The following is an 18,921-nucleotide window of genomic DNA, read 5'->3' on the forward strand; positions in this document are numbered from 1 at the left end:
TCAAATGTAAGCCTTTTTTATTTGTTATTCTGTGGAAGCAATCCAAGATATTTTTGAATTTACAACCAGCAACAGAACGGCTATTACCATTGGTACGTTTGATGGGGTTCATATTGGTCATCGTAAGATTTTAGAACGCCTCATAAATAATGCCAAAAGTACGGGCACCAAGTCTCTGGTACTTACTTTTTTTCCGCATCCAAGAATGGTCTTGCAAAAAGATGCCAACATAAAACTGCTGAATACCTTAGAGGAAAAAGAGCAAATTTTAAAAGAAATAGGGCTAGACTACCTTATTGTACATCCATTTACACAAAAATTTTCTAGGCTTACCGCTTTAGAATTTGTGCGCGATGTTTTAGCCAACCAACTAAAGGTGAAAAATGTGGTAATTGGATATGACCACAGATTTGGCCGAAATAGAAATGCCAATATAAACGACCTTAAATTATACGGTGAAACGTATGATTTTGATGTAGAAGAAATACCGGCCCAAGAAATTTCTGATGTTTCCGTAAGTTCTACAAAAATTAGAGCTGCCTTGAATGAAGGAGATATTGAAACAGCCAACTCTTATTTGGGCTATCCGTATTTACTAACGGGACATATAGTTAAAGGAAAGGGGATTGGTAAAAAAATGGGATTTCCAACGGCCAACCTACAGATAAAAGAAGCTTACAAGCTTATACCGCAAAATGGGGTTTATATTGCCCAATCAGAATTAGCAGGAAAAACGGTTTATGGCATGATGAACATTGGCTTTAATCCTACCGTTTCTGGAACCCAGCAAAGCATTGAGATTCATTTTTTTGATGTAGACCAAGATTTGTATGGTCAAAAATTACAATTGCGCCTACTTAAGAAGATAAGGAACGAGAAAAAGTTTGACTCCCTAGAAAAGTTGATTGCCCAACTAGAAAAAGACAAAATTACCTCCCTAGCCTATTTAGAGAATGGAATACCTAAATAAGTTCTTATTAAAAAAAATAGACAACGCCCAGTTACTGGTTTTTAGGGTGTTTTATGGGATTTTGGTTGCAGCAGAAAGTTTTGGCGCAATTGCCACAGGTTGGGTAAGGCGCACCTTAATAGAACCTAAATTTACTTTTAATTTTATTGGTTTTGAATTTTTACAGCCCTTACCCGGTAACGGAATGTATATTTATTTTGCCCTAATGGGCATCTTTGGCATACTAATTATGCTTGGTTATCGGTACCGGTTTGCCTCTTTAGGGTTTGCTATACTTTGGACAGGGGTATATTTAATGCAAAAGACCTCTTATAACAACCATTATTATCTTTTAATGTTGTTAGCCTACATCATGGCATTTTTACCAGCCGCAGCTAGTTTTTCACTAGATTCAAGAATTAAGCCTACCACCAAAAAAGAATGGATGTATAATTGGTGCAGATGGCTAATAATCGCCCAATTATTTATTGTATATACGTATGCAGCTGTTGCCAAATTATATGCAGATTGGCTAGATTTTAGTTTTGTAGAACTATTATTAAAAGGCAAAAAAGATTATGCCTTAGTAGGTGCATTTTTACAACAAGCTTGGGTACATAAATCCGTTGCATTTTTTGGTATATTTTTTGACCTTCTTATTGTACCGGCCTTACTATGGAAACGAACACGCAAATTTGCTTTTATAGCTGCTATTTTCTTTCACCTATTTAATAGCATCGTCTTTAGAATTGGTATTTTCCCATATTTATCTTTAGCATTTTGCCTGTTCTTTTTTGGACCAAAAACCATCCGTAATTTATTTCTAAGGGATAAAAAATGGTCTGTTCCTATTACGGGCACTATACCCGCCCATGCAAGATGGACAACCGCAGCCATACTAGTTTACCTAGTAATTCAGATTGCCCTACCTATTAGGCATCATTTTATTGATAGCGATGTATTGTGGACAGAAGAGGGCCACCGTTTAAGTTGGCGTATGATGCTCAGAAGTAGAGCGGGTACAATTCGTTTTAGGGTAGTGAATAAAAAAACCAAAGCAATTACCCGCATTAATATGAATAACTACTTAACCAAAAAACAACGCAGAAAGGTTGCCTGTTATCCAGATTTTGCTTGGCAATTTGCCCAGCATTTAAAGAAAGAGTACGCCCAAAAAGGTGAAGATGTAGCAGTCTACGCAATTTCTAAAGCCAAAGTAAACCAAGGAGAATACGCACCGCTCATAGACCCCAAAGTAGACCTGGCAAGTGCGAAATGGCACCATTTAAAACCCAATCCGTGGGTATTACCCTACCCACCTAACACACAAAAGTAAATTTAAGCATGGGTAGTTCTATAGTTGATGGACTTTCATTAGCAAAAGAAATCCTTTAATAATTCGCCTATTAACTTAAATTTGCAGCATAAAGAACAAATTAGATGTTGCAACTTCAAGAAATAAGGAATCAGAAAGATGCATTTGCAGAAGCCTTAAAAAAAAGAAATATAGAGGCTTTACCCATTCTAGATAAAATTCTAGAATTAGATGAACAAAGGCGTGCTACCCAAACCGAACTGGATAACACCTTAGCAGAAAGCAACAAACTTTCCAAAGAAATAGGTATACTTTTTAAAAGCGGTAGAGCAGCAGAGGCCAATGAGTTAAAAGAAAAAACCGCAACTTTAAAAGAACAATCCAAATCCTTAAACGAGCAACTTTCTATAACGGCTACGGCCTTACAACAAGAACTGTATCAATTACCCAATGTTCCACATAGTAGTGTTCCTGCGGGAAATAGCGATGAGGATAATGAGGAAATTTTCAGGGAAGGCAACATACCTAGTTTGGTAGAAGGTGCGCTACCCCATTGGGAATTGGCTAAAAAATACGACATCATAGACTTTGAATTGGGTGTGAAGGTTACTGGAGCAGGATTTCCAATTTACAAGGGAAAAGGTGCTCGTTTACAGCGCGCTTTAATTCAATATTTTTTGGATAAAAACACAGCTGCGGGCTATACAGAAATTCAAGTACCGCACCTGGTAAACGAGGCTTCTGGATTTGGGACCGGTCAACTGCCAGATAAAGAAGGGCAAATGTACCATGTAGGCGAAGACGATTTATACCTAATACCAACCGCAGAAGTTCCAATAACCAATGTTTTTAGGGACGAGATTTTAAATGCAAAAGAGCTTCCTATAAAATACACCGGATATACACCCTGTTTTAGAAGAGAAGCAGGTAGCTATGGAGCCCATGTAAGAGGTTTAAATAGGCTACATCAATTTGATAAAGTAGAAATTGTTAGGGTAGAGCACCCAGACAATAGCTATGCTGCTTTAGAAGATATGACCAATCATATTAAAGAACTTTTAAAAGAACTTAAACTACCCTACCGCATATTAAGGTTATGCGGGGGCGACTTAGGTTTTACCGCTGCCTTAACGTACGATTTTGAGGTGTTCTCTACAGCACAAGATAGGTGGTTAGAAATTAGTTCTGTATCTAATTTTGAGACCTATCAAGCCAATCGTCTAAAATTGCGTTTTAAGGACGAAAATGGCAAAAAGCAGTTGGCCCACACTTTAAACGGTAGTTCTTTAGCCTTGCCAAGGGTTTTAGCAGGTATTTTGGAAAACTATCAAACTGAAAATGGAATTAAAATTCCTGATGTATTAGTACCTTATTGCGGATTTGATATTATCGATTAGAAGAAAAGCGCTAATCCATATTTTAATTAAGATTTCAAGGAGCCAATGGCTCCTTTTTTTTGTCCTAAAATGGGCAAACCAAAAGCAAACTAGCTACATATTTAACAAAAAAGAATTTGATTTTGTTTTTATTTAGACTCATTATATATAAATTTGATGCCTGATAATTCTCAATAGAATTTATCCAATTTCACAAACGTTACAACGCATCAAAAAATGAGTAAAACCATTAGTGCTTTTTTAATAGCTTCTTTTCTTTGCTTACAACTTGTTGCCCAAACCAAAAAAGAGCTAGATCAACAATCCATTAAAAAGATGTGCGGTTGTTTTGAGGTTACTTTCAACTTTGCCGAAACTTTTAACTACAGTAAAGATTCGCTCTACAAACCTTCTAAAACAAAAGTGGACAAAGGGTTAGAGTGGGCACAATTAGTAACAGACACGGATAATAAAATAGTGATACAACACCTACTACAAGTAGGTGACCCTAAAGACCCATACATTGTTAAACATTGGAGACAGGACTGGTTGTTTGAAAACACGGATTTCTATCATTATAATGGAGCGAATAATTGGACCTTTGTACAAAAACCAGTAGAAGAAGTTAAAGGCCAATGGACCCAAAAAGTGTATCAGGTAGATGATAGCCCCAGATACGAAGGCTCCGCCACCTGGGTACACGTAGACGGAAAAAGCTATTGGGAAAATACCACAACGGCACCTTTACCTAGAAGAGAATATACCACAAGAGCGGATTACAATATTACGCTAAGAGGCAATAGACATGAAATTACCAAAGAAGGATGGGTACACGACCAAGATAACAGCAAACTAATTAGAAAACAGAACCAAAAAGATGTGGTTCTTGCCAAAGAAAAGGGTTACAATACATATGTACGTGTACCGGACGAACGCTGCAAAGGCGCCGCTAATTGGTGGTCTTCGCATAAAGAAAAATGGGCCACCGTGCGCGCTATATGGGAAAAAGTTTACCAAAATAACCAAGACCTTACCCTTAAAGAAAAAGTAGACCATAAAGTACTTTACAAGCATTTGTTTGATGAAGAACTTACAAGCGAATTGGAAATTGAAAAAACAATAAACGCCTTTGTGGTAGAAAACCCAGAGGGCAATACTAAAAACTAATTATAAATGAAAAAATTAGCAGTTTTAAGTGTACTCACATTAGGTTGTTTTACACAACTACTAGCTCAAAAAAATGTCTTTTTAAATCGGGATTTTTGGAGCAATAACCCAAGCATAGCTACTATAGGAGAAAAAATTGCCGCCGGTAACGACATTGCTGCACGTAATCCTGCATTTTTTGATGGAGCTACATACGCCATTTTACAAAAAGTTGACCCCAAAACTATTGCCTACATTATTGAAAAAGAAGGCAATGGTGTGGACAAACTTACCCATGACGGAAGAATTTATCTGCATTGGGCAGCATATTCTGGCAACCAGCAAGTTGTAGATTATCTACTAAAAAATGGCGCAGATGCCGCAGCAGTAGACGCCCATGGGTATTCCGTAATAAACTTTTCTGCCAATGCAGGATTAAAAGACACCAAAATTTATGATGCTTTACTAGCAAAAGGAGCAGATTTAAACGCTACCACCCATAATGGAGCAAATGCCCTATTACTTTCTTCTTCTAGCGCCAAAGACTTTACGATCATCCAATATTTTATAGATAAGGGACTTTCTTTAAGCAGCAAAGATAACGATGGTAATGGCGCATTTATGTATGCGGCACGTAGTGGAAATATTGACTTGTTAAAAACGCTTAAAGATAAAGGTGTAGACTACAAATCCATTAACAGTAAAGGAGAAAACGCGCTCTTTTTAGCCGCCCAAGGTTCTCGCCGTAACCAAAATGATAAAAAAGTTTTTGACTACTTAGAAGGGCTAGGGTTAAAACCTAATTTAATTAATTCTGAAGGGCAATCCTTATTACATCTTGTTGCAAGAAATAATAAAGATGTGGCGCTTTTTAAGCATTTAATCCAAGCAGGTCTTGACTCAGAATTAGCAGACAACAATGGCCAAACTCCTTATTTAAATGCCGCCAGTGGTAATGGTTTAGAAATAATAAAGCTATTGGCCCCAAAAAAAGATATTCATCCCGTAAACAAAAAAGGACAAACAGCTTTAATGCTCGCAGTTGAGCGCAATTCTGCAGATGTAGTGGCCTATTTAATTGGGCAGGGAGCCAATGTAAATGCAAAAGATAAGGAAGGTAACGGTCTAGCTTATTATTTATTACAAAACTACAATCCAAGAAATATAGACCAGTATGAAGCTAAACTTGCTTTGCTACAAGAAGCGAACGTAGATTTTACAGCACCTCAAAACAATGGTAACACCCTGTTACATTTAGCGGCCAAAGAGAATAACTTAAAACTACTAAAACAGTTGGCATCTTTCCAGATCAACGTAAATAAGAAGAATAATGAAGGTAACACGGCACTACACCTTGCGGCCATGTCTTCTAAGAACGATGATATTTTAAAGTATTTAATTTCTGTAGGAGCAGATGTATCGGCCACTACGGATTTTGAGGAAACGGTATTTGATTTGGCTTCTGAAAATGAAATGCTAAGAAAAAACAACATCAAACTAGATTTTTTAAAACCATAAGAATAAAATGAAAAGAATACTAGGATTAACCTTTGGTTTAGTACTACTAACTACATTAATTGCCTTTGTACAGGCACCAAATACTATTGGTTACAAATGCATGATCCAATTAACCAATTACGAGGGCGAAGGAGCCTATGTTGTAGTCTCTGTGGTTGATAAGGACGGTAACTATATAGAAACCCTTTATGTTCAAGGAGATGATGAAGAATGGTACCGAGATTTAACAGCTTGGTGGACAAACTTGTATGGGGTAAAAAGACCTACCCTAGATGGCATAGTTGGCGAAACCGTTACCGGAGGACAACGAAAAATGACTGTTTTACAAATTCCTGCAGATAAAATTGATACCGGCTATAAATTACGATTTGAATCGGCTGTTGAGGACCATGAATACTACATGGACGATGTAGAGTTTGATTTAACTACCGAAAATCTTGCCACCAAAAATGAAGGCAAGGGTTACATTAGGTATGTAAGAATGATTAAACAATAAATAGTTTATGACCATCTCTATTTGGAGGTATAGTCATTTGGTATTGGCCCTATCATCGGGCCTTTTTTTAATTCTGGCATCGGTCACCGGAATTGTATTGGCCTTTGAGCCTATGCAAACCGCAACAAAAGGATATAATCCTATGCCCTTAGACCAGGTAAGGCTATCCGAAACAATTGCCGCTTTGCAGCAAGAATACGACGAGGTACTATCGTTTAAAGTAGACCAAGATGATTATGTAGTAGCCAACGTAGTAACCAAAGAAGGGAATAACAAAGAGCTATATGTACATCCAAAAAGTGCTGAAATTTTAGGTGTACCAAAACCACAACATCCTATTTTTAGCTTTACTACCAACCTACACCGATCGTTATTTCTAAAAAGTGTAGGTCGCTTTTTTGTTGGTCTGGTATCATTTCTACTTTGTTTAATTGCCGTAACTGGTCTGTTACTGATTATTAAACGCCAAGGTGGTTTGTTAAAACTGTTTAGCAAGGTACAGCCAGATTATTTTGAATTACGCTACCACGTGGTTCTTGGGCGTTGGTTTTTACTACCCATTATCCTAATTGCAGCTACAGGAGTTTATTTATCTGCGGAAAAATTTTCACTCCTACCACCCACTCGGGTTACTCATAAGATGATAGGACCAGAAGACAATGTAGACGAAAGTGTACATGCTTCAGATTTAGCCATCTTTAAAGACATAACCCTAGACCAAGTGCGGTTGGTTACCTTTCCGTTTTCGCCATTTCCGGAAGATTATTTTGAGCTCGCCCTAAAAGACAAAGAACTTTACGTACACCAATATACCGGTGAAATACTCAGTGAACAACCCTATCCTTTTACCTATTTGGCCAGTAAACTAAGTTTAACCTTGCACACAGGGCAAGGATCTATTCTTTGGTCCATAGTTTTATTACTAGCCAGTGGTTCAATTCTTTTCTTTATTTATTCCGGCTTTGTCATGTGGCGTAAACGCGTAAAACATTCCATTGGCAAATCTAAATTTAGTAAAGATGAAAGCTCTCACATTATACTATATGGTTCTGAAACTGGTAACACCAATGGTTTTGTTTTGGCATTACAGAAAGGATTGATAAAAGCGGGCAAAAGTGTCTTTGTTGCACCTTTAAACACCTATTCTACCTACAAAAAAGCAACGGATATATTTATACTTACCGCAACCTATGGCGAAGGGGAAGCACCTACCAATGCAAATAAGTTTCTAAACAAACTAAGAACCATAGTACAACCCAACCAACTTAACTATGCCGTAATTGGTTTTGGCTCGTTGTCCTATCCACTCTATTGCCAATTTGCTATAGATGTGGCACAAAATTTACGTGAACAAGATAACTTCAAAGAAATTCTTCCATTGGTAAAAATTAACAACCAAGCTAAGGATACGTTTGCAGACTGGGTAGAAAAGTACAACAATAAAAAAGGAGAGCACTTAAATTTGGCAGCATACCTACCTAAAAGTAGCCACCTTAAACCAAATGATTTTGAAGTGACTTTAAGGACCAAAGTAAATGAAGACCAAACCTTTTTATTACGGCTAAAACCTAGAAAAAAAATACAATTTCAATCAGGAGATTTACTTGCGTACAGCCCTAAAGAAGACCAAGTGCCTAGACTGTATTCCATAGCTAAATACAACGAACAACTTTTGTTAAGTATTAAAGTTCATGAGCATGGTATTTGTTCTAGGTATTTTTCCACATTAGAAGCAAAGAATAAAATAAAGGCCAACATTCAAAAAAACATACACTTTCATTTTCCCACAGAAGCAACAAGTATAACCTGTATTGCTAACGGTACAGGTTTGGCTCCATTTTTAGGAATAATTGCAGAAAACAAAAAAAAGATTCATTTAGATTTATTCTGGGGTGGCCGCACCAAGGCCTCTTACCAAATTTATGAACCCTACCTGTCTGCCCATTTACAATCAGAACAATTACAACAGGTACATTTAGCCTATTCCCAAGAAGGTACAAAACAGTATATACAGCAAGTACTGGAATTACATAGCAAGGAAATAGCCGCTAAATTGCAAAACGGAGGGGCCATCATGATTTGCGGTTCCCTAGCCATGCACAAACAAGTTTTAAAAGTTCTAAATCAGGCTACTATAACCCATCTTAACCAGCCTTTGTATCTTTTTGAAGAAAGAGGGCAAATACTTTCAGATTGTTACTAAGCCGGGTTTACCCTATAAATTCTAATCTCCTTAACACAAAACTCTAAAAAGCAACGTTATATTTATCCTATGCGTTTACTCTTTTTCGTTTTACTTGCTATTACAATTAGTGCCAATGGGTTTTCCCAAGAAGACTTCTTGGCCAAGCAATATTTTAATGATGGTGAATTTGAGAAAGCAAAAGTGTTATACGAAAAACTAGTAAAAAAATCACCCGGAAGAAAAGATTATGCTGAATATTACATTACCACTTTACAACAATTAGAAGACTACCAGACGGCAGAATCTTTTCTACTAAAAAAACTGGAGCAGCCAAGGGTGTTTCCAACTTTTTATATAGAAACCGGTTACAATTATGCCTTGATGAAACGGGAAGATGAGGCCGGTCTATTTTATGATCGTGCCATTTCCAGTATACAGACCAATCCAAATTATGGTTACGCTATTGGCCTTCGATTTCAAAAATATTCTTTGTTAAACCAAGCTGTAGCAGCGTATAGTTTGGCCATGCAATTAAATCCGGAGGCAAATTTTGATTTACAATTAGCGCGTATTTATGGAGAGCAAGGCGAAATTCAAAAAATGTTCAGGGCATACCTTAATTTGGTTTATGACGGTAAAACCAGTCGATCTAGTGTTCAGCGTTATTTGGAAGATTTTATTACCGATGACCAGGAAAACACCAATAACATTTTATTGCGTAAAATTCTGCTACAAAACGCACAGCAACAACCAGATGTGTTTTGGAACGAAATGTTAAGTTGGCTCTTTATACAACAAAAACAATACAATAGCGCTTTTGCTCAAGAAAAAGCAATTTACAAGCGTACGGACGAAGCTTCTTTGGAACGACTTAAAAATTTAGGGCAAATCTGTTTGGAAAACGAAGCTTGGGATACAGCGGAGAACATCTTTTCATTTATCACGGATAAATCTAATAATGGGAATACTAAACTAAATGCTGCACTAGAACTCATAGAAATTGAACTAAAAACCAATGCCAATCCTAACTTAAAAGACCTAGATAAACAATATCAAAATTTATTGGCCACTTACGGGCAAGAACTGAACACGCTAAACTTACAAATTGCCTATGCCAACTTTCTAACCTTTAAAATGAATAATGCCAAGCCGGCAATAAACCTACTTAAAGCGAGTATGGACTTACCAATGGGTAGATTTGGTAACGCATATTTAAAAATGGCGTTAGGAGATATTTTGGTTTTTGACCAAAAATTTAATCAAGCACTTATTTATTTTACGCAAGTACAACAAAGCCTAAAAAACGATGTATTGGCGCAAGATGCTAGGTTTAAAGTTGCACAAACCAGTTTTTACAAAGGTGATTTTGACTGGGCATTAACCCAATTAAAGGTATTAAGGAGTTCTACTTCGCAACTAATTGCCAATGATGCCATGCAACTAAGTCTTTTAATTTCTGATAACTCCCAGGAAGATTCTACACAAACCGCACTAAAAAAGTATGCAAGAGCAGACTTATTGGCCTATCAAAATAAAACTCAAGAAGCCATAAATGCCTTGACTGCAATTTTAACCGATCATAAAGGTGAAAGTATTGAAGACGAAGCACTGCTAAAACAAGCGGAATTATTAGAATCGCAAAATAAATATGACGATGCGCGCTTTAATTACATCAAAATCATAGAATTTTATGCCGACGGTATTTTAGCGGACGATGCCCATTTTAGACTAGCACAATTATTAGAAAACCAATTGGGCCAACCAGAAAAAGCAAAAGACTATTACGAGAAAATTATTTTCAATTTTAAAGACAGTTACTATTTTCCACAAGCTCGTAAAAATTACAGAAGGCTAAGGGGAGACACTATAAATTAAATTTACATGATTATATATAACGTTACAACCAATATAGACGACTCTGTACATGACGAATGGTTAAGTTGGATGAAAGATATTCACATACCCGCAATGTTAGCCACAAAAAAGTTTGTGGAAGCCAAAATGTGCAAGGTAGTGGTTAAGGAAGAGATGGGCGGTACTACCTACTCCGTTCAATACAGAAGTATAGATAGGCCTACCTTAGAAAGCTATTATACGGAGCATGCAGAAAACATGAGACTTCAGGGAGAGCGTCTTTTTCCAAATAAATTTGTCTCTTTTAGAACAGAACTAGAAGTTATTAGCGAACAAGAGCGTTAAAACATGCATTTGGTATTCAGCTATGGCACCCTTCAAGAGGCAACCATTCAACTAGATTTATATGGTACAACCTTAGAAGGTGCTGCAGACCAATTGCAAGACTATGAACTATTTAAAAATGTAGTCTACAGTAGATATCCTGCAGTTAGAAAAGCTACAGGCCAAGTTGTTAAAGGCACGGTTTTTAACCTTACCGCCCAGCAGCTAAAAATTACGGACCAGTATGAAGGCGAAGGATACAAACGTATTGCGATCCAACTTAATTCTGGGATTAAGGCTTGGGTTTATGTAGAAAATTGATTTTAGCGTTGTACCTTGCGTGCAAAACCTCCTTATGCCTAAAAAGAGAAAAGACAAGTTTCGTGGCCAACGGGATGTTCCTGCAAAGCATGTCCATGACAATGGACCTGTAAAAGCCAAAAAACATTTAGGACAACATTTTCTCAAAGACGAGAAAATAGCACAACAAATTGCAGAAACCCTTTCTTTACAAGGCTATGATAAGGTGCTAGAAATTGGTCCGGGCACTGGAGTTTTAACCAAATACTTGTTGCAAAGAGGTATAGACCTAGTGGCTATGGATTTAGATGCAGATTCTATAGTTTACCTAAACCACAGTTTTACCTTAGAACACCCAAACGTATTCAATAAAAATGGAAAGCTTAAGGTTATAGAGGCTGATTTTCTTCGGTTTGATTTAACCAAATTATACGGCAAGGAAGCGTTTGCCATTACAGGTAATTTCCCTTATAACATATCCAGTCAAATTGTTTTTAAGGTGCTGGAGTTAAGACATGCCATTCCAGAATTTTCCGGGATGTTTCAGAAAGAAGTAGCTAAACGCATTTGCGAAAAAGAAGGAAGCAAAACGTACGGTATCCTATCTGTTTTGGTCCAAGCTTTTTACGAAGCAGAATATTTGTTCACGGTACACCCAGAAGTTTTTGCTCCGCCACCAAAGGTACAGTCCGGAGTACTACGCTTAGTGCGTAAAAAAGACTATTCCCTTGCATGTGAAGAACGCCTGTTCTTTAGAGTGGTAAAAATGGCTTTTAACCAACGTAGAAAAACTATTAGAAATAGCTTAAAACCATTAGAGCTTTCAACAGAATTAAAAGAAGACCCTATATTTGACCAACGCCCAGAACAATTGTCTGTGGCACAATTTTTAGAGCTAACCAAACGCATAGAAAATGACGCCATTTAAGTTAACAGAAGAACTTTTAGCGGAAATTCAGCAACTCATCTTAGAAGAGGCACATGATAAGCTTAGAGAAATGCTTAAGGAATTTCACTATGCGGATATTGCGGAAATTGTAAACGACCTAGAAATTGAAGAAGCCACCTATCTAATAAAACAATTGGATAGTGAAAAAACTTCAGATGCCCTTACAGAGTTAGACGAGGATGTAAGGGAAGCCATTTTAGGCAACCTTTCGCCAAAAGAGATTGCAGACGAGTTAGAGGAACTAGATACGGATGATGCTGCGGATATTATAGGAGAATTACCAAAAAGTATTGTACAAGAAGTAATCTCTGAGATAGACGACCGTGAACACGCTAAGGATATTGTAGATTTATTACGCTATGATGAAAGTACTGCCGGTGGCTTAATGGCAAAAGAATTGGTAAAGGTTAATGAAAATTGGAATGTATTAACCTGTGTAAAAGAAATGCGCATACAGGCAGAAAATGTAACACGTGTTCATAGCATCTATGTGGTAGATGATGAGGATAAATTAAAAGGAAGACTATCTTTAAAAGACCTACTTACCACAAGTACCCGTGCCAATATTAGAGACGTTTATATTAATAAGGTAGATTCTGTTAACGTAAATGAGAAGCCAGAAGAGGTAGCAAAAATCATGTCTAAATATGATTTGGAAGCCATACCCGTAGTAGATGAAATTGGACGATTGGTGGGCCGCATTACCATTGATGATATTGTGGACGTAATACGTGAAGAAGCAGATAAAGATTACCAAATGGCGGCCGGTATTTCTCAAGATGTAGATTCTGATGATAGCATTTGGGAGTTAACGCGTGCCCGCTTACCTTGGCTTATTCTTGGCCTTTTTGGTGGAGCCGCTGCCGCTGTAATTATGGGTGGTTTTGAAGAAATGTTCAAAGCCTATACCATCCTATTTCTATTTACACCACTTATTGCGGCAATGGCTGGTAATGTTGGCGTGCAATCTAGCGCTATAATTGTACAGGGCTTGGCCAATGATGATATTAAGGGGAGTATAAGTAATCGTTTAATCAAAGAAATGCTATTAGCTTTACTTAATGGTTTTATCCTTTCTATTTTATTACTCTTGTTTACTTGGCTTTGGAAAGGCGATTTAATGACCTCTATTGCCATATCCATTTCCTTAATAGCGGTTATTGTAGTAGCCGGGTTTATTGGCACCTTTGTACCGCTATTTCTTGACAAAAGAGGCATAGACCCTGCCATTGCAACCGGACCATTTATAACCACTAGCAATGATATTTTTGGCATCCTAATCTATTTTAGCATAGCCAAGCTTATATTAGGTTTATAGCAGCGTCTAAGCGCAGAAAAGTAAATCGGCATGAAATCGATAAACATTCAACAAAAATTTGAGCAATTCGAAGCTAAATGGCATCCACAACAAATTGGGGTGGTAGATCAAATGCAAGTGTTGTTAGCCAAGTTACAAGGAGAGTTTGTTTGGCATAGCCATGAAGAAGAAGACGAACTCTTTCAGGTAGTTAAAGGTACGCTATACATGCAATTTAGAGACCGTACAGAAATAGTAAAAGAAGGGGAAATCATAATTGTACCTAAAGGCATTGAGCATTGTCCATTAACCAAAAACAACGAAATTGTAGAGGTTTTGCTCTTTGAAAAACTAACTACATCGCATACAGGCAAAACAAAACACCAACTTACAAAAACAGCATATCCTAAAATATGAAAGTACTTCATTTAGATACCAATCACGATTTATTAATACAGGGGTTTCAAGAACTAGGCTGGGAAAATCATGAAGATTATTCCAGTACTAAAGAACAGATTCAAGCTAAAATCCATGAATACGATGGTATTATAATAAGAAGTAGGTTTACCATTGACCAACAGTTTTTAGACGCAGCAAAAAAATTAAAATTTATTGGCAGGGTTGGTGCAGGTTTAGAAAACATAGACATCCAATACGCCAAAACACTAGGCATATTATTGGCCAGTGCACCAGAAGGAAATAGAAATGCGGTTGGCGAACATACATTGGGCATGCTGCTTTCTTTAATGAATAAGATGAACAAGGCCCATAAAGAAGTCTTGAACGGCCAATGGAATAGAGAAGACAATCGCGGTGTAGAATTAGATGGAAAAGTTGTTGGCATTATAGGCTACGGCAATATGGGCAAAGCTTTTGCAAAAAAATTACGTGGTTTTGACGTAGAAGTTATCTGTTATGATATTTTGGGCGGTGTAGGCGATGAAAATGCCAGACAAGTAGGTATTTTAGAGTTTAAGCAACACGCAGACGTAGTTAGCCTTCATGTACCGCAAACCGAAGAAACTATTGGCATGGTAGATGCAGAGTTTATATCCGGGTTTAATAAACCCTTTTGGATTTTAAATACGGCCCGTGGCACATGTATTAAAACGGAAGACTTGGTAAAAGCGCTTGAAGAGGGTAAAATTTTAGGTGCCGGATTAGATGTTTTGGAATACGAAAAAAAATCTTTTGAAGATTGGTTTACTAAAAGCCCTAAACCATTTGAATATTTGAAGCAAGCAGACAATGTACTTTTAACCCCCCATGTTGCAGGTTGGACAGTAGAAAGTAAAATTAAGTTGGCACAAACCATAGTAGACAAGGTAAAAGCTAAATTTTCTTAACTTTATTGGTCTAGCCAATTTAGTTAAATGACTATACAAGCAAAAACCGTAGAAGAATACCTTTCTAAACTTCCAGAAGAAAGAAAGCAGGCTGTAACCAAACTAAGAGATACCATTAAAAAAAAACTCCCTTTTGGTTTTGAAGAAGGAATCTCGTATAATATGATTGGGTTTTATGTACCCCATTCAGTTTATCCTAATGGGTATCATTGCAACCCCAAATTACCCTTACCTTTTATAAATATTGCATCCCAAAAAAATTATCTTGCCCTATATCATTCCGGCATATATGCAGATAACCAATTATTAGAATGGTTTGTTATGGAATATCCCAAGCATGTTAAAACAAAGTTAGATATGGGTAAAAGTTGTATTCGGTTTAAGAAAATGGACCAAATACCTTACCTGCTAATTGGAGAATTAGCCAAAAAAATGAGCGCCAAAGACTGGATTAAGGTATATGAGAAAAATCTAAAGCGCAAATAAATACGCAGCACAAATATTACCGCCACCTAACCTTTTTAATGGCGAGTTAGAAATACATAAAAAGATGAAAAAACGAGTTACAGGATTGGGCGGAATCTTCTTTAAGTGCGATGACCCTGATAAAATTAAAAATTGGTACAACAAACATCTAGGCTTAAATACAGACCAATATGGCTGTAGCTTTTGGTGGAAAGACAAGGAAGGTAATGATGCTTTAACTCAATGGAGTCCTATGAGTAAAGACACTACCTATTTTGAGCCTAGCCAAAAGCAGTTCATGATGAATTTTAGGGTAGAAAACCTTAAAGAATTACTTGCTACGTTAAAAAAAGAAGGCGTTACGGTAATTGATAAAATTGAAGAATTTGACTATGGAAAATTTGGTTGGATTCTGGATCCAGAGGGAAATAAAATAGAACTATGGGAACCTGTAGACCAAGCTTTTCTGTAGGTATTGATTTATTTGCTACATTTATTCCAGATTAACCAACAATTAGAAAAACAATGTCTGAAGAAAACAAAGACCTAGGCGATAAAGCCGAAGAAGCATTTGATAAAGCAAAAGAGGCGGCCAAGGAAGCCGCAGAAGATGCAAAAGATGGCGCTAAAGATTTTAGTGAAGGCGCAAAAAAGACTGCCAATGAATTCACAGAAGGAATGAAGGATTTAGGCGGGGAAAACAAAAAGATTTTAGCCGGCATTTTGGGAATAATCGTAGGATGGGCAGGAATCCACAAATTCATTCTTGGTTATAAAAAAGAAGGAATCATCATGTTATCCGTATCTATTGTGGGGATTATCTTAAGCTGTGTAGGCATTGGAGTTTTTGTAGTTTGGATTATGGGATTAGTAGGCTTAATAGAAGGTATTATTTATCTAACCAAATCGGACGAAGATTTCTATAACACCTACCAAGTGGGTAGAAAACCTTGGTTCTAATAGTATAAGCCGGCTAATTGCCGGCTTTTTTGCTGTTTTATTAATCGCAATATTACGATTATATGCTTATAAGAACAATGCAGATAGAAGATTGGCCTAGTATTTCCCGTATTTACAAAGAAGGATTGGCAACCGGTTTTGCTAGTTTTGAAACTGATGTTCCAGACTTTGATACTTGGTCTGCCAAAAAACTAAGTTTTTGTAGGCTGGTAATTACAGAAAATCAAGAGATTTTGGGTTGGGCCGCCCTGTCTCCCACTTCAACACGTATGGTTTATAAAGGTGTAGCAGAAGTGAGTATTTATCTCTCTAAGCGAGCCCAAGGTAAAGGCTTTGCCCAATTACTATTTCAAGAATTAATCACAGTAAGTGAAAAAAATGGTATTTGGAGTTTACAATCCAGTATTTTCCCCGAAAACAAATCCAGTATCAAATTACATGAGAAAATGGGTTTCCGTTATTTGGGTAAACGGGAACGTATAGCCAAGACCGCTTCTGGTGTTTGGAAAGATAATTTGCTATATGAAAGAAGAAGCGATACCGTAGGTAGGGATTAAGCTTCATTATTTAGATTAGCCTGCTCTTGCATAGCTTCCATATGCTTCCTCTCCAATTCTGCTTGAAACTCTTCCATTACCGGTTTAACGGTACTCTCTGGTAAATCTGCAATTTTAATGTACATTAAACCGTCTACGGAATTATTGAACAAAGGATCCACATTAAAAGAAACCACTTTGGCATTCTGTTTAATATATTTTTTTATTAATACGGGTAAACGTAGACTACCAGGCTCTACTTCTTCAATAAGCTTATCAAACTTGTTTAAATCTGCCTGTGTTTCGTCAAAAACAAATTCTTTATCGGCATCTTTTAATTTCACCTTAAATTCTTTTTTAGGTCTAACGTATTGGGCTACGTATGGATCCCAATAATGCGACTTCATAAACTCTATCATCAAGGATTTAGAGAAGTTAGAGAATTGATTGCTAATACTTACCCCACCAATTAAGTATTTATGTTCCGGATAACGTAGCGTGGTGTGCACAATTCCTTTCCACAATAAGAACAAGGGCATAGGTTTTTGCTGGTATTCTGCCACAATATATGCCCTACCCATTTCAATACTATCTCGCATCATTGGATACAGTTCTGGCTCAAATCGGAATAAATCTTGTAAATAAAATCCGTCTATTCCATGTGCTTCAAAAATTTTAGAACCAAGCCCCATGCGGTAAGCGCCAACAATGGCCTTTTGCTCATCGTCCCACAAAAACAAATGATGGTAATAGGTATCAAAATGGTCTAAATCTATGGCATTGTTGGTTCCTTCTCCAATTGCCCTAAACGTTACTTCGCGCTGCCTACCTATTTCTTTTAAGATAAAGGGCATGTCTTTTTCTTGTGCTAAAAATACTTCGTAGTTTTTGCTCTGTAACAGTCTTAAATCCTTTTCTCTTAGCTTCTCAATTTCACCTTGGATTACCTCGGTACGCACTGCAGTAACTATTTTTTTAGGCGGCTTAGGTATTTTTAAAGATGAAGGCACTTTATCTATAAAGCGCTCTTTCTCAAAGGCATTTGACAGTAGGTACGTTTTTTTTCGCAGTAATTCGGTAAAACTTTCCAACGTAGGCTCCTCTTTCTGTACCGCCACGGAAATTGGCTTTCCAATACGTACTTTTATTGGCCTACGATTTTGAGTAGTTACCTCTGATGGCAATTTTGCTGTTCTAAAAACGTCGTCTATTTTAGATAACCTGTAAAATAACCTACTATTTTTTGCATGAAAATAGATTGGCACCACGGGTACTTCTGCCTTTCTTATCAATTTTAGGGCTGCTTCTTCCCAAGGCTTATCTACCACTAACTTCCCATCCCGGTAAGTAGACACTTCCCCTGCAGGAAAAATACCCAACGGATGGCCATTGCGTAAATGCGCCAACGCGTTTTTAAATCCAGCTACACTGCTTTTGGCGTCTTTATGATTTTCAAACGGGTTTACAGGCATTATATAGGGCCTTAACGGCTCTATTCTATGTAATAAAAAATTTGCGATTATCTTAAAATCGGGCCGTTGGCCCAATAGTAGTTTAAGCAACAATACCCCATCTATACCACCAAGCGGATGGTTAGAAATAGTAATAAAAGCCCCATCTTTAGGCAGACGCTTTAAATCTTCTTCTACTATCTCAAAATTGATTTCGTAATGCTCCAAGATTTTATCTAGAAACTCAGGAGCATCTAAATCCTTATGGTTATCGTAAAACCTGTTTATAGTAGTAATTCGGGTAACTTTCATTAGCAACCAACCAATGAAGGTTCCAATAAAACCATACTTTTCTAGGTGTAAAACCTGTGCTACTTCTTTTGCGGAAACCAATCCCATCATCACTATATCTAAACGTAAATATAGAAAAATAGCAAGAGCAAGTAGACTGCCT

The 18,921-nt window shown here is 37.1% G+C and carries 19 protein-coding genes; 18 read left to right on the forward strand and 1 reads right to left on the reverse strand.

Annotation, left to right across the window (positions count from 1 at the left end; genetic code table 11):
* Positions 1-31 precede the first annotated feature (31 nt).
* The 18 genes from ACXAGS_RS10095 to ACXAGS_RS10180 all read left to right on the forward strand — a co-directional run bounded on the left by ACXAGS_RS10095 (position 32) and on the right by ACXAGS_RS10180 (position 17,037).
* On the forward strand, positions 32-970 hold the full coding sequence (locus ACXAGS_RS10095) for a bifunctional riboflavin kinase/FAD synthetase (RefSeq protein ID WP_474906486.1): 939 nt from the start codon (positions 32-34) through the stop codon (positions 968-970).
* Complete coding sequence (locus ACXAGS_RS10100) at positions 954-2,285, forward strand: HTTM domain-containing protein (protein WP_474906488.1); 1,332 nt, start codon at positions 954-956, stop codon at positions 2,283-2,285. The genes ACXAGS_RS10095 and ACXAGS_RS10100 overlap by 17 nt, the downstream gene beginning before the upstream one ends.
* A 104-nt stretch (positions 2,286-2,389) precedes the next feature.
* Positions 2,390-3,661, forward strand: coding sequence for a serine--tRNA ligase (gene serS / locus ACXAGS_RS10105; RefSeq protein WP_474906490.1), 1,272 nt, complete (start codon positions 2,390-2,392; stop codon positions 3,659-3,661).
* Between the two features lie 216 nt (positions 3,662-3,877).
* The gene (locus ACXAGS_RS10110; RefSeq protein ID WP_474906492.1) at positions 3,878-4,807 is read left to right on the forward strand and encodes a DUF6607 family protein; all 930 of its coding nucleotides are present in this window, start codon (positions 3,878-3,880) and stop codon (positions 4,805-4,807) included.
* A gap of 6 nt (positions 4,808-4,813) precedes the next feature.
* On the forward strand, positions 4,814-6,304 hold the full coding sequence (locus tag ACXAGS_RS10115) for an ankyrin repeat domain-containing protein (RefSeq protein WP_474906494.1): 1,491 nt from the start codon (positions 4,814-4,816) through the stop codon (positions 6,302-6,304).
* A gap of 7 nt (positions 6,305-6,311) precedes the next feature.
* Positions 6,312-6,800, forward strand: a complete 489-nt coding sequence (locus ACXAGS_RS10120; protein ID WP_474906496.1) for a DUF2271 domain-containing protein — start codon at positions 6,312-6,314, stop codon at positions 6,798-6,800.
* A 7-nt stretch (positions 6,801-6,807) separates the two neighbouring features.
* Positions 6,808-9,003, forward strand: coding sequence for a PepSY domain-containing protein (locus ACXAGS_RS10125; protein ID WP_474906498.1), 2,196 nt, complete (start codon positions 6,808-6,810; stop codon positions 9,001-9,003).
* A gap of 69 nt (positions 9,004-9,072) precedes the next feature.
* A complete protein-coding gene (locus tag ACXAGS_RS10130) occupies positions 9,073-10,860 on the forward strand; it encodes a tetratricopeptide repeat protein (protein WP_474906500.1) in 1,788 nt (595 codons plus the stop codon).
* A gap of 6 nt (positions 10,861-10,866) precedes the next feature.
* A complete protein-coding gene (locus tag ACXAGS_RS10135) occupies positions 10,867-11,184 on the forward strand; it encodes a DUF4286 family protein (protein ID WP_474906502.1) in 318 nt (105 codons plus the stop codon).
* Positions 11,185-11,187: 3 nt separating this feature from the next.
* The gene (locus ACXAGS_RS10140; RefSeq protein WP_474906504.1) at positions 11,188-11,484 is read left to right on the forward strand and encodes a gamma-glutamylcyclotransferase family protein; all 297 of its coding nucleotides are present in this window, start codon (positions 11,188-11,190) and stop codon (positions 11,482-11,484) included.
* A 34-nt stretch (positions 11,485-11,518) separates the two neighbouring features.
* Positions 11,519-12,391, forward strand: coding sequence for a 16S rRNA (adenine(1518)-N(6)/adenine(1519)-N(6))-dimethyltransferase RsmA (gene rsmA / locus ACXAGS_RS10145; protein WP_474906506.1), 873 nt, complete (start codon positions 11,519-11,521; stop codon positions 12,389-12,391).
* On the forward strand, positions 12,378-13,730 hold the full coding sequence (gene mgtE, locus ACXAGS_RS10150; protein ID WP_474906508.1) for a magnesium transporter: 1,353 nt from the start codon (positions 12,378-12,380) through the stop codon (positions 13,728-13,730). Before rsmA ends, mgtE begins: the two co-directional genes overlap by 14 nt.
* Before the next feature lie 30 nt (positions 13,731-13,760).
* Complete coding sequence (locus tag ACXAGS_RS10155; protein ID WP_474906510.1) at positions 13,761-14,126, forward strand: cupin domain-containing protein; 366 nt, start codon at positions 13,761-13,763, stop codon at positions 14,124-14,126.
* The gene (locus tag ACXAGS_RS10160; protein ID WP_474906512.1) at positions 14,123-15,055 is read left to right on the forward strand and encodes a 2-hydroxyacid dehydrogenase; all 933 of its coding nucleotides are present in this window, start codon (positions 14,123-14,125) and stop codon (positions 15,053-15,055) included. Before ACXAGS_RS10155 ends, ACXAGS_RS10160 begins: the two co-directional genes overlap by 4 nt.
* Before the next feature lie 27 nt (positions 15,056-15,082).
* Positions 15,083-15,541 carry a DUF1801 domain-containing protein gene (locus tag ACXAGS_RS10165; RefSeq protein ID WP_474906514.1) on the forward strand — a complete coding sequence of 153 codons (459 nt, stop codon included), beginning with the start codon at positions 15,083-15,085 and terminating at the stop codon, positions 15,539-15,541.
* A 64-nt stretch (positions 15,542-15,605) separates the two neighbouring features.
* The gene (locus tag ACXAGS_RS10170) at positions 15,606-15,992 is read left to right on the forward strand and encodes a VOC family protein (protein WP_474906516.1); all 387 of its coding nucleotides are present in this window, start codon (positions 15,606-15,608) and stop codon (positions 15,990-15,992) included.
* A gap of 53 nt (positions 15,993-16,045) precedes the next feature.
* A complete protein-coding gene (locus tag ACXAGS_RS10175) occupies positions 16,046-16,480 on the forward strand; it encodes a TM2 domain-containing protein (protein ID WP_474906517.1) in 435 nt (144 codons plus the stop codon).
* A 62-nt stretch (positions 16,481-16,542) separates the two neighbouring features.
* A complete protein-coding gene (locus ACXAGS_RS10180) occupies positions 16,543-17,037 on the forward strand; it encodes an N-acetyltransferase family protein (RefSeq protein ID WP_474906518.1) in 495 nt (164 codons plus the stop codon).
* Here ACXAGS_RS10180 and ACXAGS_RS10185 read toward each other — a convergent pair.
* On the reverse strand, positions 17,034-18,866 hold the full coding sequence (locus tag ACXAGS_RS10185; RefSeq protein ID WP_474906540.1) for a GNAT family N-acyltransferase: 1,833 nt from the start codon (positions 18,864-18,866) through the stop codon (positions 17,034-17,036). The two genes, ACXAGS_RS10180 and ACXAGS_RS10185, sit on opposite strands and share 4 nt — an antisense overlap.
* Positions 18,867-18,921: the final 55 nt, after the last annotated feature.

The organism is Croceivirga sp. ABH4_376 (genome assembly GCF_056160685.1).

Bases quoted from the DNA above. Each gene is read 5' to 3' on its own strand.
- ACXAGS_RS10100 (WP_474906488.1), top strand. From the start codon at position 954: ATGGAATACCTAAATAAGTTCTTATTAAAAAAAATAGACAACGCCCAG.
- serS (WP_474906490.1), top strand. From the start codon at position 2,390: ATGTTGCAACTTCAAGAAATAAGGAATCAGAAAGATGCATTTGCAGAA.
- ACXAGS_RS10110 (WP_474906492.1), top strand. From the start codon at position 3,878: ATGAGTAAAACCATTAGTGCTTTTTTAATAGCTTCTTTTCTTTGCTTA.
- ACXAGS_RS10115 (WP_474906494.1), top strand. From the start codon at position 4,814: ATGAAAAAATTAGCAGTTTTAAGTGTACTCACATTAGGTTGTTTTACA.
- ACXAGS_RS10120 (WP_474906496.1), top strand. From the start codon at position 6,312: ATGAAAAGAATACTAGGATTAACCTTTGGTTTAGTACTACTAACTACA.
- ACXAGS_RS10125 (WP_474906498.1), top strand. From the start codon at position 6,808: ATGACCATCTCTATTTGGAGGTATAGTCATTTGGTATTGGCCCTATCA.
- ACXAGS_RS10130 (WP_474906500.1), top strand. From the start codon at position 9,073: ATGCGTTTACTCTTTTTCGTTTTACTTGCTATTACAATTAGTGCCAAT.
- ACXAGS_RS10135 (WP_474906502.1), top strand. From the start codon at position 10,867: ATGATTATATATAACGTTACAACCAATATAGACGACTCTGTACATGAC.
- ACXAGS_RS10140 (WP_474906504.1), top strand. From the start codon at position 11,188: ATGCATTTGGTATTCAGCTATGGCACCCTTCAAGAGGCAACCATTCAA.
- rsmA (WP_474906506.1), top strand. From the start codon at position 11,519: ATGCCTAAAAAGAGAAAAGACAAGTTTCGTGGCCAACGGGATGTTCCT.
- mgtE (WP_474906508.1), top strand. From the start codon at position 12,378: ATGACGCCATTTAAGTTAACAGAAGAACTTTTAGCGGAAATTCAGCAA.
- ACXAGS_RS10155 (WP_474906510.1), top strand. From the start codon at position 13,761: ATGAAATCGATAAACATTCAACAAAAATTTGAGCAATTCGAAGCTAAA.
- ACXAGS_RS10160 (WP_474906512.1), top strand. From the start codon at position 14,123: ATGAAAGTACTTCATTTAGATACCAATCACGATTTATTAATACAGGGG.
- ACXAGS_RS10165 (WP_474906514.1), top strand. From the start codon at position 15,083: ATGACTATACAAGCAAAAACCGTAGAAGAATACCTTTCTAAACTTCCA.
- ACXAGS_RS10170 (WP_474906516.1), top strand. From the start codon at position 15,606: ATGAAAAAACGAGTTACAGGATTGGGCGGAATCTTCTTTAAGTGCGAT.
- ACXAGS_RS10175 (WP_474906517.1), top strand. From the start codon at position 16,046: ATGTCTGAAGAAAACAAAGACCTAGGCGATAAAGCCGAAGAAGCATTT.
- ACXAGS_RS10180 (WP_474906518.1), top strand. From the start codon at position 16,543: ATGCTTATAAGAACAATGCAGATAGAAGATTGGCCTAGTATTTCCCGT.
- ACXAGS_RS10185 (WP_474906540.1), bottom strand. From the start codon at position 18,866: ATGGGATTGGTTTCCGCAAAAGAAGTAGCACAGGTTTTACACCTAGAA.